The organism is Porphyromonas sp. oral taxon 275 (genome assembly GCF_018127745.1).
Lineage (GTDB): Bacteria > Bacteroidota > Bacteroidia > Bacteroidales > Porphyromonadaceae > Porphyromonas.
The window spans coordinates 1,490,315-1,504,627 of record NZ_CP072333.1; the positions used below are offsets into that span (position 1 = coordinate 1,490,315).

A 14,313-nucleotide genomic window follows, 5' to 3' on the forward strand; every position below is an offset into this window, starting at 1 on the left:
CCCTCTACTTCTCCCCCTCTATCCTCCCCACTCCCTATGAGCTATACCCCCCTTATGAGCGACACGATCTGCGCCGTAGCCACCGCCCCTGGCGTCGGCGGCGTCGCCCTCATCCGCGTCTCGGGCAGCGAAGCCCGCGGCATCGTCGATCAGATCTTCCACTGCCGCCAGCTCGCCACTCTGGAGCGGGCGAAGGATCGCTGTGCCTACTTCGGCCGGATCGTCCATGAGGGGAAGTTCCTCGACGAGGTGCTGGTCACCTGCTTCTACGCCCCGCACAGCTACACGGGTGAGGACGTGGTGGAGATCGCTTGCCACGGCTCCCTCTACATACAGCAGGCGCTCCTCGAGGCGCTGACCGACCAAGGCTGCCGCATGGCCGAGCCAGGCGAATACACCCGCCGCGCCTACCTCAACGGCAAGATGGACCTCAGCCGCGCCGAGGCCGTGGCCGACCTCATCGCCTCGGAGAGTGCCGCGCAGCACCGCATGGCCCTCACGCAGATGCGCGGCGGCTACAGCCGTGAGTTCGCCCAGCTCCGCGAGCGCCTCATCCAGCTGACGGCCTTGATGGAGCTCGAGCTGGACTTCAGCGAGGAGGATGTCACCTTCGCCGATCGCAGCGAGCTCTTGAGCCTGAGCCAGGAGCTGGAGACGAAGATCCAGAGCCTCGTCGAGAGCTTCCGCCTCGGCAATGCCATCAAGAAGGGTATTCCCGTGGCGCTGGCTGGCGCAACCAACGTGGGCAAGAGCACCCTCCTCAACGCCCTCCTCGGCGAGGAGCGTGCCATCGTCAGCGACATCCACGGCACGACGCGCGACACCGTGGAGGAGGTGATGAACGTCGATGGCCTGCTCTTCCGCTTCATCGACACCGCAGGGCTGCGCCACACGGCCGACCAGATCGAAGCCCTCGGCATAGAGCGCAGCTACGCCCGGATTGACGAGGCCAGCCTCATCCTCCTCGTCCTCGACGCCTCCCGCCTGCTCCAAGCCCTCCCCCCTGCCGTCTCCCAGCACTTATCCTCCGCCCACCCCGCCTCCCCAGGCGACAGAGCGGACCAGCTCAAGCCCACCGCCGAAACCAGCAATAAGGGCTGCCACAGCGAACTGCAGCAGCCCCACGCCCCCGAGCCTCAAGAGCCAGCGGACCAGCTTGCCGAGGTGCAGCAGCTACGCCAGCGCCTCGACCCCGCACGGCTCATCGTCCTACTGAATAAGGTAGACCTCCTCGACCCAGCCGAACTAGAGCAGCTCCTTGACCAACTGCCGCAGCTCCTCGAGCTCAGCGCCGATATCCCCATCCTCCCGCTAGCAGCGCGCATGGGCAGCGGGCTCCCCGAGCTCCGCAAGGCGCTGGTCACGCGCCTCGCCCTCCCCGAGCTAAGTCCCTCTTCGCTCGTGGTAAGCAACGCCCGTCACCATGCCCTGCTCAAGCAAGCCGCCGCCCAACTTGCGCTCGTTCGTCAAGGCCTCGCCGAAGGCCTCCCGACCGACCTCCTAGCCCCCGATCTTCACCTCGCGATCAGCGCCCTCGGCGAAGTCACTGGCGGCGAGATCACCAGCGACGCCGTCCTCCACCACATCTTCGCCCACTTCTGCATCGGCAAGTAATGGCAATTTCAGCCAATCAATCGGCAGCAGATAGATAGCATAAGGAGGCAACAACACCCCTTTTGGACAAAGGGTTTACAAGGGGTGAAATCTATTTTTGACTTGCTCCTTATTGCGCTACGCTTGTCGTTTATTTGTTGTAGTTTTGTTGCGCGCAGACGTGAACAACAAAAAGAGCAACAAAATGGCAACGAAAGACCCGGTACGCCTTCGACAGCGAACAACACGGACGGGGCGAACAACGCTCTACCTCGACATCTACGTGGATGGAGTACGTAGCTATGAATACCTAAGACTCTACCTTGAGCCCGAGAACAGCAGGGCGGACAAGGAGAAGAACCGTCAAACCCTTCAGCTTGCCGAAGCCATACGCGCAAAGCGACTTGTGGAAGTGCGCAATGGGCAGTTTGGCTTCAAGTCCTCTTCCCCCAAGGTGCGCTTCTTCGACTACTACCAACGCCTCGTGGAGGAGCGTCTAGGCGAAGAGACCAAGGGAAACTGGGGCAACTGGCGATCCGCCCTCCAGCACCTCAGAGCGTATGAGAAGCGTGAGGCGATCACGCTTTCTGAGATCACTCCTGATTGGGTGCTAGGTTTCCGTGAGTTCCTCAAGCGCGACGCCCGAGCCTTCACCGCCCAGTACACACGACAGGTCAGCAACCGCCCTCTATCGACCAATAGCCAGGTGTCGTACTTCAACAAGCTCCGCGCGTGCCTCCGACAAGCTCACGAGGAGGGGCTGATTGCCACGAACCCAGCCAAGGCAGTAGACAGCATCAAGGAGCAGGAGGGCACACGTATGTACCTCACGATCGAGGAGGTGCAACGCTTGGCACAGACAGACTGCACCTACCCGAGCATCAAGCGTGCATTCCTCTTCTCGTGCCTCACGGGTTTAAGGCGCAGTGACGTGGAGCGTCTCACGTGGGGGGACGTTCACCGACAGGGGGACTTCACACGCATCATCTTCCGACAGAAAAAGACACGAGGTCAGGAGTATCTAGACATCACGCCCGAAGCGGTGGAGCTCATGGGCGAGCGCGGGGAGCCAGCCGAGCACGTCTTCTCAGACCTGCACACAGCAGGATGCACCAACCAAGCCATCCGCCTCTGGGTGCTGAAGGCTGGCATACAGAAGGATATTACCTTCCACTGTGCACGGCATACCTTCGCTACAATGATGCTCGACCTTGGGACGGACATCTACACCGTGAGCAAGCTCCTCGGTCACCGCTTCCTCTCGACGACGCAGGTCTATGCTAAGGTGATGGACAAGAATAAGCAGGAGGCGGTCGCCTCTATTCCCTCCATCCTCCGCCCCAAGGAATAGCAACCTTTCTAAAACGCAACGACGCCCGAACCTACACAGATAGGCTCGGGCGTCGTTGCTTTATCTTGGTATTTACTTGGTGACGGCCTGCCAGCGCTGGCGGTCTTCGTCGGAGAAGGTAGGCACCTGTATAGTAGATAGAGCCTGCGCGTAACTAGCTACTTCCGCCTCTGACATCTTCGGCAAGTAGCCAGCAAGCTCCAGAATGGCGTCAGCCTTGGCTCTCACCTCACGCTGGAGGGTGGACACACGCTCCTCCTTGAGCATTGACCCTTGACCAAGGAGAAGCCATTGGGGGCTTATCTCAGGGAATGCCTCTAAGATGGAGACGAGGGGCTTAACCCCGATAGCCTCGCCCCTGAGAAGCTTGGTTAGGTACTGGGACTTCCAGCCCATCTTCTCCGCGAAGGCCTTCCGTCGTCCGCCCGTGGCATAGGCGACGACGAGGGCGATACGATGCTGCATAAATACTATGGCTTATATCATTTTCGCGAGGTCACGAAAATGGTCGATGAGTTACTTGGTGGATCAATAGTCACTCCCCGAGAAAGTCACTCTCCGAGAATAAGCATAATTGATACTCGTCTTTATCTTCATCAGGAGTCTTCGCCTCTTCGGGCTGGGTGGAAGAAGCAGACAAGGATAGCTTCTTCATATCAGCCTGCGACTGGATGGACTTATTGAACTTATTGATAAAGTCATCCCAGTTATCGGATACCTCCATGATAGCTATTACGCGCTGTATCTGACCAGCAAGATGAACGTTACCAATATCCTCCGTAAGGTGCTGGTGGTATCGCTGCGTAGAATTGCCTCGCTCTGACCTAGGGGTTACACGCTTCAGCTCGTCTAATACACCTTCGGGGAGTTGCTCGTAGATAAGTTTATTAGTCCATGTCCCAACAATCCCTGGCCTCTTCTTTATACTCTCCAGTGTATAGCTCCACCCGTAGAGACGGAATAGATGCTGATAGAAGGTATCAGGGAATCGCTTTTGCCAAGGCAAAAGAGCTTCTGAAACGTAGGCTTTGAGGAGCTTCTGGAGCTCGTCACGCTCTCTACTGTATTGATACCCAGTAGCCTCGTCGACAAGAGCCGCGATCCCTACGTCAGCAAGGGCGAAGAGCAGAGCCTCCGACATTATAGCCAAACGCTCCTGCGATGCCTGAAGAACACCCGAACGCTTGGCGTCTATGTAGACCTTGCAGAGTCCACGAAGCACACGTGCGTCATACCCTGTGCGCGTACCTCCAGATAGGGCTTTATACTCTATAACTTTGGTCCACCCCTTAGTCTCTTCACTGACAAAGGGTTGTAGGTTATTTGCGTTGATAAAGCTGGGCATCTGGTCCGCTCTGCCATTTGCTTTACCTCTTCGTGGGCGATCAAAGGCTTGGAAGACAGCGGTAGCAGTCAGAACGCGCGTCCCGTCGCTTAGCACAGCGCAAGGAAGCTCTTTATCTCCTATTCTCAATACACCTTCATGTGTGGCTCGTAGTTTCGTCATTGTTCCTAGGATTTAGGTTACTCGTAGTGGCGGATGCCACCGAGGACCTCGAATACTGCGGCTATCTGGTCCTTCGGGATATCCTGCTTGTCATAGGCAGGGTTGATGGGCTCTAGCTGGTAGGCCTCTGAGCTTGGTCCCTTACGCAGGCGCTTGATCGTGCGCTGCCCCTGCTTGGTGACTATAGCGTAGACCTTACCTAGGAGCAGGTAGTCCCACCAGCCCTCCACGGGGCGAAGCGCAAGCAGGTCCCCTCCATTGAACTCGGGAGCCATGCTGTCGCCGCGCAGATTTACGTAGAAGACGCCCTTACGATTGTAGGGCTTGAAGTCAATGAAGTACTCTGGGCGCGCGTCTTCGGGATGGTCCACGAACTCTCCGTAGCCGCCCAAGAAATCTACATCGTAGTAGGGCTGTCCCTCACCTGGGGTTTCCTTGACCTTCGCCCAGTTCCCGTCTTCATCCTCCTCACTCCCGCGCTCGCCAGTGCGCTGCCCAACCGCTGAAAGAGCTGTCGCGTCTTTCTTCCCCTCAAGCTCCTCTAGGTAGGCCTCCGCCGACTTAGGCTGTCGGGCGGGCACAGGCGTCGGCTGGCCGCTGAGGAGCAGCTGGTCCACCCAAGGGTGAGACACCTCGGGGAGCTTAGTATGTATGTGTAATGCATATTGTTTTGCTAGGGCATCCCCTAGAGGCTTGACTCCATTGAGGTAGTTCGATAGATTTCCCCTGCTTTGCTCCCCTATCAGTGAGGCAAAGTGTGTCTGATTATGAGCCTTTCCCAACTTTTTTAGATCCTCGAATAGGGATCTAAGTCCCTGCCTATTAGCATTGTCCATACGCGAAATCCCTTTAGCTTCCAGAAAACAATACAAAATGATTTGCATAAGTAAAACAAAATGCATTACCTTTGCAATGAGACAACCGAGGTAACCACGCGAAATACAATCTCGGCGACGAACAAAGGTAACAAAAGAAGTACGAAGTATGACTAGTATTCAATCACTGAGCCCCTACCAGCGGGAGAAGTACGAGCGAGACGCCGCTCTTATGAGCGACTACTACAAGATGAGCAAGCAGTACACGACACTGCGCAGTGTGCTCGACATCCTCAAGCCGAAGTATGGCCTCCACAGCGACAACGCCTTCTACCGAATCCGCACACGCTGGGAGCTGAAGCACGGCAAGCCTCAAGACAAAAAGAGTAAGGCCAAGGGCAAGTAGTCCTCCACTATTCACAGGTATATACGATACAGCTATGTACGTCACGACATCCACCCTCCTAGCGCTCCTCTTGAGACGCTTCCTGCGAGGCCTCCCAGCCCTCACGGCCTCGCTGTCTATGGGGCTTGGCATGCTCCTCTTGATGGGAGATGAAGCCCCTAGCGAGACGCCTCTAACGATGTGGCAGTGGCTCGCCATCAAAGGCCTAGGTCTCGCACTGCTGCTGGCTGGAGCCCTCGCCGCTTGGCGACTTGGCCTGCTCATCGACCAGCCAAACAGCAAGCGCTAACCACCTCACCCTACGCCAACGAAGCTATGGACCAGGCAGTAACAAACACGACTATCATGGAGCGCCTCGACCGCATCGAAGCCCTCACGCTCCTCTCCGCCAAGAGCATCTATGACGCCCCTGAAGCCGCACTCTTCACTGGCTACTCCCTGAATCGGATTCATCGTCTCACCTGCGAGAAGCGAATTCCCCACTACAAGAGGGGCAACAAGCTCTACTTCCACCGCGAGGAGCTGGAGCGCTGGATGCTCGACCGCAAAGTCAAGACCACCGACGAAATCGAAAGCGAAGCTGAGACCTACGCCGTCCTTGGCCGCAAATCGCGAAACCGAGTCTGACCCTAATAATCCCCGAAAAAAATGAGACAAGAAATCGATACCCAGTCAGCCGTCAGCACGAACGACAGGGCGCTCGCGATCAAACTCCTTAAGCAGTCCAAGCACGCCCTGCTCTTGGTCGCTGATGTAGACACCGAGCAGGTGAATCTAGTCAGCATCGCACCCGAGGGGCACGACCTGCGCACCTTCGTTGGCCTGATCAATGTGCTTAAGCGTGTCACGCCACAAGTACTACAGCGCCTCATTGATAACGCGCCCCGTGAGGATATGGAAGTAGCCATGGCCATCCTACAAGACGATAGTGACCAAGTCGAGCAGCCCTTCATCCATAGTCACCTCGCCAATTAACCCCATCACACGAGAACAATGAAACGTATCACCCTACGCTCACTCTACCTCCTTGGCTGGCGAGGCGAGAAAGAGCGCCTCACGAACTTCTCCGCCCACGAGACCACCATCTCTGGCGCTAACGGCTTAGGCAAGTCCCGCCACTTCGACGCCTTCCTTTGGTGCCTCTTCGGCAAAGACCGAGAGGGACGTAAGGACGAGGACATTAAGAGCCGTGATGCTAACGGCAAGACCACCGACAAAGCTCCCTGCGAGGTATCCGCAGTCCTAGAAGTGGACGGCAGGGAGGTGAAGCTACGCCGAGCCTTCGTCGAGGACTGGATCAAGCCACGAGGACAGGCTGAAGAGGTCTTCCGCGGACACCACACCGACTGCTGGTGGGATGATGTGCCAGTTAATGTCACCGAGTATAGCAAGCGTGTTGCTTCGCTTATCGATGAGACGACCTTCAAGCTGTTAACCAATCCCGCTTACTTCGCTTCCCTCGCATGGAAGGATCAGCGAGGCATCCTCTTTGACCTAGCGAGCACCCCCTCTATCGAGGAGATCGCTCAAGGATCTCCCGAGTGGAAGGCTCTCCTTGATCGTCTCTCTGGCAAGAGCCTATCCGACTTCCGCAAGGAGCTATCCGCACGCAAAAAGCGATTAAAGGAAGAGCTTGCTACCATCCAGCCAAAAATTGACCAACTCACCGTCTTAATGCCTGCAACGGCAGATACCGCTCTACTAGAGCAGGAGCTAAAAGACATTGAGGCTCGCGAGGCTGAAATAGACAAGGCGCTATCCTCTCATGCAGAGCTAGAGCGACAGCGTGGAGACGAGCAGGCTAAACTTGAAAAAGAAATAGCAGATCTCCGCCGTGGCCAGCGCCAGATTATCGAAGAGGAGAGGACTCGTGTCGATGAGCTGAACTACAAGGCCAACGCTGAGCGCAGAGACCTTAGCAGACGGATCAAAGAGCTAGAGGATGAAACTAAGAGTCTTGCCGATAAGAGACAGTCTCTGGCGAAAAAACATAAGACCTACGAGGATGAAGCCGAGAAGCTAGACCGACAGATTGACGCTCTTCGGGAGAAATGGGTAGTGGAGAAGAGTACTACCTATAACGGCGATACGACCTGTCCTCACTGTGGGCAACCTCTACCTGAGGAGCAGGTCAATGAGGCTCTAGGGATCTGGGAGAGTGCCAAAGAAGATCGACTAAAGGGTATTGGACTTGAAGCCTCCCGACTCAAGGAAAAGAAGGAGCGAACAGCGCAATCCATCCAGGAGCTGATGAAAGCCATAAGCGAGACCACCCAGCGAACCATCCAGCTAAAGGATGATGAAAAGAAGCTACGATACCAGCTCTCCAACCTCCCAGCACCAGAGGATACTAAGCCAATAGATCCCAAGTATATCCCTGCCTACCAAGAGAAGGAGGCTAGGATAGCTTTCCTCTCCGCCGCAATCGAAGCGAACAGCGCACAGATAACCACTGACAGTACGAAGGCTTACCAAGCCGAACGAAAGAAGCTCAGTGATAGACGGGTGGAGATAGCACTAGCCCTTGAGGAGCAACGTAAGCGTGCGGAATACATCCAGCGCAAACAAGATCTAAGCGAGAGGGGTGTAGAGCTTAGCCAACAAATAGCGGACACTGAGAGGGAGGAGTTTCAGGCTACGAGCCTAAGTCTCCGCCAAGTAGAGGTTAGCGAGGAGGCTATCAACCAGCTCTTCCGAGGCGTCACATTCCAACTGTTTGCCTACACCAACGACGATAGAGATCGTACCTCCCCTATAGAGGTGTGTGTGCCTCTTGTCGATGGAGTCCCTATCCAAGTAGCTAACACAGCTAGCCGTGTTAATGCTGGGCTAGAGATTATCCGTACGCTCTCAGATAAGCGACAGATCACCGCACCCGTATTCATTGACGAGCGGGAGAGTGTGCAGCACATCCCCGAAGATCTACCTATGCAAATCATCAACCTCCGTGTCTCCGACGACACAGAGCTAATAGTCACCCATAATAACTAGGAACAACAATGACACCAACCATCCCATCCGCTGCCGCACCCGCGGTAGCCCAGCCCCAAGCGAACACACTCAAGAGCTTCAACAGAACCATCGCTGACCAACGCACCCAGGACTACCTCCAGCAGGTGCTCTCGGAGAAGAAGTCCTCCTTCGTAAATAATATCACGGCGCTGGTAGCCAACAGCACGGGGCTGCAAGCCTGCGACCCGCTTTCCATCATCTACGCAGGGATTAAGGCGACCGCACTCGACCTGCCGCTCGATCCTAACCTCGGCTTCGCCTACGTCATCCCCTACAATCGAAAGAATGCCCCAGCACAGGCGCAGTTCCAGCTAGGCTACAAGGGCTTCGTGCAGCTCGCTATCCGAAGTGGGCAGTTCCAAGCGATCAACGTCACCGAGGTACGCGAGGGCGAGCTCCAGGACTTCGACCTCCTCACGGGGGAGACTCGCTTTGTCGCCAAGCCTAACCGAGAGGCGCTCCCCGTTGTAGGTTACGTCGCTTACTTCCGACTGACCAACGGATTCGCCAAGAGTCTGTACATGACCCGAGATGAAGTCGAGGCCCACGCCCTCCGATACTCTGAGACCTACAAGAGTACGAAGGCTTGGGTAAAGGCCGCCAGCAAGTGGACAACCGACTTTGACGCTATGGCGAAGAAGACCGTCCTCAAGCTGCTGCTCAGCAAGTACGCCCCCCTATCGGTCGAGATGCAGAATGCTGTCAAGAGCGACCAAGCCGTCATCGATGAGCGAGGCGAAGCGCACTACGTAGACCACGAAGAGTTCTCTGTGGAAGACGTCGCAAACTCCGTAGCGGACGAAGTAGAAGACGTGACGGCCACGGAGGAGATAGACTTCGAAACAGGCGAGATCAAGAGCGCGCCAGCTGAACCAGTCGAAGCCGCACCAGCGCCACAAGCACCCTTCTAAGATGACTCTTCTAGTCCTTGGCTCCAGCAGCGCGGGCAATGCCTACCTCCTGACCGCCAACAATGGCGAGCGTCTACTCCTCGAGTGCGGCGTTAAGCGCACCGAGCTGCTGCGCGCCATGGACTTCGACCTCGCAAGCCTCTCGGGCTGTCTCCTCTCCCACGAGCACGGAGACCACGCCCGAGAGGTGCGCTGGGTCACCAGTCGCAGGATCCCCCTCTATTGCTCCCACGGCACGGCGGAAGCCCTCGGCATACAGGATGACCCAATGCTCCACCCATTGACCAGCAAGCAGACGGTACAGGTCGGCAGCTTCTCCGTCCTACCCTTCTCTGTCCAGCACGACGCCCGCGAGCCGCTCGGGTATCTCGTCGAGCACCACGAGATGGGACGACTAGCCTTCATCACCGACAGCTACCTCTTGAGCTTCCGCCTCCCGAAGGTCACCCACTGGATGATCGAGTGCAACTACTCTCAGGAGCTCATAGAGGAGCGCCTCGTCTCGGGGGCGCTGCACCCAGCACAGTACAAGCGCACGCTGCGTAGCCATATGAGCCTCGACGCCTGCCAAACAACCCTCCTCCGTCACGACCTCCGCTCCGCTCGGCAGGTCGTCCTCCTACACCTCTCCGAAGGCAACGCTGACGAAAGCCTCTGCCTCCGCACCATCCACGACGCCACAGGCCTACCAACCGCCGTGGCCTCACCGCGCCTCCAAATCAATCTCGATAAAGTCCCCTTCTAGCTATGGCAAGTGGAAAAAAGACCAACGCCGACTTCTTCAAGCACGACTCCGACATGCGCAATAACATCAAGGTGCGTGCGCTACGTCGTCGCTTCTCTCACCTAGGCTATGCTGTCTGGTGCTACTTCCTAGAGGTTCTGACCGACGCTGACGGCTTTCAGATTGAGTACAACACCCTCACAAAGGAGCTTATCGCGGGCGACTTTGACGTAACCATCGAAGAACTTGACGACATCGTCGCCTACTGCCAGAAGCTCGGTCTTTTGAAGGTCTCCGACATGCGCCTTTATAGCCCCTCGCTCATCGCTCGATTTGAAGCGATCATCGAAAGCAGGGAGAGGAAATCGGAAATCGCAAGAAAAAAGATTAACGCACGATGGCAACGCAACAGAAATACTACAGTATCAAACAAAGAAGAAAAAGAATACAGCGGTAATACTACAGTACAAAAAAGCGTAGCAGGAAAATACAAAGAAGTAGAAGGAGAAGTAGAAGGAGAAGTAGAAGGAGAAGTAGAAGGAGAAGTAGAAGGAGAAGTAGAAGGAGAAGTAGAAGGAGAAAAAAAGAGAGACAAGCTCTCCAAAAAGTCGGAGGCGGTCGTTTCGCTTTGGAACTCGACCCTAGGCGACCTCCTCCCGAAGGTGGCGGTACTCTCCGAGGGAAGACGCCAGCAGATCTCGGCACGTCTCGCGGAGCTCTCCTCCGATTCAGACGAGGCACTTCAGCAGGTGCAGGCGCTCTTCGACAAGGTGCGCGCTTCGCGCTTCCTCCTCGGCGACAACGACCGCAACTGGACTATCACCATCGACTGGCTCTTCCACTCCTCCGAGAACATCGCCAAAGTCCTCGAGGGTAACTACGACGACAAGCGAGGCATCCGCTCCCAGGCCACCCACCCAGGCATTACTCTCGGAGCGGATGAGCGCATCGAGACCGACGGACGACGCACCTACGGCACAGGCGTAGCTACCGTGCCCCCTGACGCCCCTCCGAGACCCTCCGCACGGCACCAATGGGACGCTAATGCTCTACGTTGGATGTTCATCTAGCTAGCAGGATACCCAAAATTAGCCCCTAGCAGCCTCTTCAGCGGCCTCAAATAGCAAAACAATACACTTGTCCCACCCCGATATTTTTAAGCCGCTAGAGAGCGATTATGAGCAAGAGCTATTCCGACTTCGACATCCAGATACCCTACGGCAAGACCTCAGGTAAGGCCAAGACTATCTGCCCGCAGTGCCACGACAAGCGACGCGACAAGCGTGACAAGAGCCTATCGGTAAACCTCGACGAGGGTATATGGCACTGTCACTACTGCGGCTGGTCCGGGACAATCAAGACCAAAGACCCCGAGCCTTGGCACAACCATGCCCCCATCCGTAAGCAGGCCAAGGTCTACCGACTCCCCGAAACTCCGAAGCGCCCAGAGGTACAGAAGCACGCCCTCTCCGACAAGGCGCTCGCTTGGTTCGCATCCCGGGGCATCTCCCCTCAGACGCTCACCGACCTGCGTATTACCGAGGGGTTGGAGTTCATGCCCCAAAAGGGCGCTCCAGCCAACACCGTGCAGTTCAATTACTACCGCGGTGAGACGCTGGTCAACGTCAAGTATCGAACAGGGGATAAGTGCTTCAAGCTTGTGTCCGGTGCGGAACTCCTCCCCTACAACATCAACGCCATCGGAGGAACGAAGGAGTGCATCATCACGGAGGGGGAGATGGACGCTCTCTCCTTCTGGGAGTGCGGACGTCACGACGTGGTCAGCGTCCCCAACGGAGCAAACGCTAATCTCGACTACCTCGATGACTACCTCGAGCAGTACTTCGACGACAAGGAGGTCATCTACATAGCCGTCGACACCGACACTAAGGGTGTCGTACTACGTGATGAGCTCATACGTCGATTCGGTCCAGAGCGCTGCCGAGTCATCGAGTACGGAGCAGACTGCAAGGATGCCAACGAGCATCTCCAGCGATATGGCAAAGACTCCCTCCTCAAGTGCCTCTACGATGCTCCTGAGATGAAAATCGAAGGCGTCTTCACCGTGAGCGACTTTGAAGGATCGCTCGACGCGCTCTTCGAAAACGGATGGCAACGAGGCGTCACCATAGGACACCCCAACTTCGACGCCCTCTGCTCCTTCGAGACGAAGCGCCTCTGCATCGTCACAGGTATTCCAGGCAGCGGCAAGTCTGAGTTCATTGACGAGATAGCCGAGCGCCTCAACGTCCGCTACGGATGGCGCTTCGCTTACTTCTCACCCGAAAATGCCCCGCTGGCCTACCACGCCTCGAAGCTCATCGAGAAGTTCACCGGCAAGCGCTTCTCCCAGCAGACCCTCTCACACCTCGAGTACAAGCGAGTCAAGGAGCATCTCGAGCGGGACTTCTTCTTCATCTCCCCATCCGACAGCTTCAAGGTCGACAACATTCTCGCCAAGGCTAAATCCCTCGTCCGACGCAAAGGCATCAAGGCTCTAGTCATCGACCCGTACAACAGACTCGAAAGCGACCAGTCCTCCCGACAGTCCGAGACCCTCTACATCTCCGAGCTCCTCGACAAGCTGACCAACTTCGCCCAGCGAAACGACCTACTCATCATCCTGATGGCGCACCCTACCAAGCAGCCAAAAAATAAGGACGGAGTAGTCGAAGCCCCAACGCTCTACGACATCAGCGGCTCGGCAAACTTCTTCAACAAGGCAGACTTCGGCATTGTCGTACATCGTAACAGGCAGCTCGGCAACGTCGAGGTGCACGTCCAAAAGGTCAAGTTCCGACACCTCGGGGAATGCGGTACGGCCACATTCCTCTACAACATCAACAACGGACGTTACACTCCCTTCTCCGCTGGCGAAGCCCCCCAGTGGGACAATGCCTCTCACCTTGACCAAGCGAAAGCCCTACGCATCCAAGAAGCTAAGGACGCCACACAGATAGTCTTCCCTTCACCCAACATCCAAGAAGCCCAAATCACCCCCAATGACCCGCTCTCCTACGCCCACACGGAAGCGGTGACGGACGCCCCTCCGCTTCCTTTCTAGTCAATCGCATAGAGATTTAACAGCAACAAGATCAAGCACTCACACCCTTCTAACGCAACTAGTCCACTTATGACCAACTACGCCCTCCGCATCGACCTGCTTAAGCTCCGCGGTGCCTTTGTCCGCAACCTCCAAGGTGCCACCTCGACCAAGCGCTGCATCATCATCCCAGTAGATGATGATCCCGCCCTCTTCCTTGGCGAGAAGGGCTGCTACCTATCCGCAACGGCTATAGAGCTTAAAGAGCCAAAATACAGCGACACGCACTGCATCAAGGCGGATATCCCCAAGGAGGAGCGGGAGAAACTCAGCGAAGCCGAGCTCCGCGCCCTCCCCATCCTCGGCGGTCTACACGCCATCGTCCGCCAGCCACAGACTATGTCCGTCACCGAAACCCTCGACGCCTCTGCCTTCGCGCCCTCTCCCGAAGGCGTAGCCTCCGACCTACCCTTCTAGCCCGAGGCGAACTGGGAGGACGGTATGCCCTTCGGTCCATGACGCCCTCAGAAGCACGCTCACCCCACCCATATTCAACCCCATCTACCTTTCGCAACAATGAACGCTACAGACACCCAAGTCGGAGGTACACACTACCTCCAAATGCCCTATCAGCCCATCCACCTTATCGCAGAGCTCCAGATGAATTTCTTCCAGGGCAGCATCCTCAAGTACCTATGCCGGTATAGACACAAGGGAGGCAATGAAGACCTGAAGAAGGCGATCCACTACTGCCAGCTCGCCCGAGAGTTACGACCCGCAGATGAGTGCACCTACGGCACGAGGGAGACGGGGCGCATCTTCCGCGACTTCTGCCGAGAGAATGGAGTTCCACCTGCCTTCTGTTTTGTACTCGACGCTGTCCTTTGGTCAGACTGGGATACCGCCGAGGAAATCCTCAACGACATCATTCTTCACTACGAAGAATAGCCC

Annotated in this window: 16 protein-coding genes; 13 read left to right on the forward strand and 3 right to left on the reverse strand. The window is 56.5% G+C overall.

Annotation, left to right across the window (positions count from 1 at the left end; all coding sequences use genetic code 11):
- Nucleotides 1–36: 36 nt before the first annotated feature.
- The gene (gene mnmE / locus J4862_RS05935; protein ID WP_211788206.1) at nucleotides 37–1,614 is read left to right on the forward strand and encodes a tRNA uridine-5-carboxymethylaminomethyl(34) synthesis GTPase MnmE; all 1,578 of its coding nucleotides are present in this window, start codon (nucleotides 37–39) and stop codon (nucleotides 1,612–1,614) included.
- A 184-nt stretch (nucleotides 1,615–1,798) separates the two neighbouring features.
- Nucleotides 1,799–2,944, forward strand: coding sequence for a site-specific integrase (locus J4862_RS05940; RefSeq protein ID WP_211788207.1), 1,146 nt, complete (start codon nucleotides 1,799–1,801; stop codon nucleotides 2,942–2,944).
- 72 nt (nucleotides 2,945–3,016) lie between these two features.
- Here J4862_RS05940 and J4862_RS05945 read toward each other — a convergent pair whose 3' ends face one another.
- The 3 genes from J4862_RS05945 to J4862_RS05955 all read right to left on the reverse strand — a co-directional run bounded on the left by J4862_RS05945 (nucleotide 3,017) and on the right by J4862_RS05955 (nucleotide 5,083).
- Nucleotides 3,017–3,409 carry a hypothetical protein gene (locus J4862_RS05945; RefSeq protein ID WP_211788208.1) on the reverse strand — a complete coding sequence of 131 codons (393 nt, stop codon included), beginning with the start codon at nucleotides 3,407–3,409 and terminating at the stop codon, nucleotides 3,017–3,019.
- 70 nt (nucleotides 3,410–3,479) lie between these two features.
- The gene (locus J4862_RS05950; RefSeq protein ID WP_211788209.1) at nucleotides 3,480–4,451 is read right to left on the reverse strand and encodes a P63C domain-containing protein; all 972 of its coding nucleotides are present in this window, start codon (nucleotides 4,449–4,451) and stop codon (nucleotides 3,480–3,482) included.
- A gap of 17 nt (nucleotides 4,452–4,468) precedes the next feature.
- The gene (locus J4862_RS05955) at nucleotides 4,469–5,083 is read right to left on the reverse strand and encodes a S24 family peptidase (protein ID WP_211788210.1); all 615 of its coding nucleotides are present in this window, start codon (nucleotides 5,081–5,083) and stop codon (nucleotides 4,469–4,471) included.
- A 352-nt stretch (nucleotides 5,084–5,435) separates the two neighbouring features.
- Here J4862_RS05955 and J4862_RS05960 point away from each other — a divergent pair, with 352 nt between their 5' ends.
- The 11 genes from J4862_RS05960 to J4862_RS06010 all read left to right on the forward strand — a co-directional run bounded on the left by J4862_RS05960 (nucleotide 5,436) and on the right by J4862_RS06010 (nucleotide 14,310).
- Nucleotides 5,436–5,672: a hypothetical protein gene (locus J4862_RS05960; protein WP_211788211.1), complete on the forward strand. Its 237-nt coding sequence runs from the start codon at nucleotides 5,436–5,438 to the stop codon at nucleotides 5,670–5,672.
- A 34-nt stretch (nucleotides 5,673–5,706) separates the two neighbouring features.
- Entirely contained in the window at nucleotides 5,707–5,961 is a 255-nt protein-coding gene (locus tag J4862_RS05965) for a hypothetical protein (RefSeq protein ID WP_211788212.1), read from the forward strand.
- Nucleotides 5,962–6,017: 56 nt separating this feature from the next.
- The gene (locus tag J4862_RS05970; RefSeq protein WP_211788213.1) at nucleotides 6,018–6,299 is read left to right on the forward strand and encodes a helix-turn-helix domain-containing protein; all 282 of its coding nucleotides are present in this window, start codon (nucleotides 6,018–6,020) and stop codon (nucleotides 6,297–6,299) included.
- Between the two features lie 21 nt (nucleotides 6,300–6,320).
- Complete coding sequence (locus tag J4862_RS05975) at nucleotides 6,321–6,647, forward strand: hypothetical protein (RefSeq protein WP_211788214.1); 327 nt, start codon at nucleotides 6,321–6,323, stop codon at nucleotides 6,645–6,647.
- Nucleotides 6,648–6,665: 18 nt separating this feature from the next.
- Complete coding sequence (locus J4862_RS05980; RefSeq protein ID WP_211788215.1) at nucleotides 6,666–8,663, forward strand: hypothetical protein; 1,998 nt, start codon at nucleotides 6,666–6,668, stop codon at nucleotides 8,661–8,663.
- A gap of 8 nt (nucleotides 8,664–8,671) precedes the next feature.
- A complete protein-coding gene (locus J4862_RS05985) occupies nucleotides 8,672–9,595 on the forward strand; it encodes a recombinase RecT (protein WP_211788216.1) in 924 nt (307 codons plus the stop codon).
- A gap of 1 nt (nucleotide 9,596) precedes the next feature.
- Entirely contained in the window at nucleotides 9,597–10,340 is a 744-nt protein-coding gene (locus J4862_RS05990) for an MBL fold metallo-hydrolase (RefSeq protein WP_211788217.1), read from the forward strand.
- Between the two features lie 2 nt (nucleotides 10,341–10,342).
- On the forward strand, nucleotides 10,343–11,389 hold the full coding sequence (locus J4862_RS05995) for a DUF4373 domain-containing protein (protein WP_211788218.1): 1,047 nt from the start codon (nucleotides 10,343–10,345) through the stop codon (nucleotides 11,387–11,389).
- A 107-nt stretch (nucleotides 11,390–11,496) separates the two neighbouring features.
- Nucleotides 11,497–13,383, forward strand: a complete 1,887-nt coding sequence (locus J4862_RS06000) for a bifunctional DNA primase/helicase (protein WP_211788219.1) — start codon at nucleotides 11,497–11,499, stop codon at nucleotides 13,381–13,383.
- 69 nt (nucleotides 13,384–13,452) lie between these two features.
- Entirely contained in the window at nucleotides 13,453–13,839 is a 387-nt protein-coding gene (locus J4862_RS06005) for a hypothetical protein (RefSeq protein ID WP_211788220.1), read from the forward strand.
- Nucleotides 13,840–13,938: 99 nt separating this feature from the next.
- Nucleotides 13,939–14,310, forward strand: a complete 372-nt coding sequence (locus tag J4862_RS06010; RefSeq protein WP_211788221.1) for a DUF3310 domain-containing protein — start codon at nucleotides 13,939–13,941, stop codon at nucleotides 14,308–14,310.
- Nucleotides 14,311–14,313 lie beyond the last annotated feature (3 nt).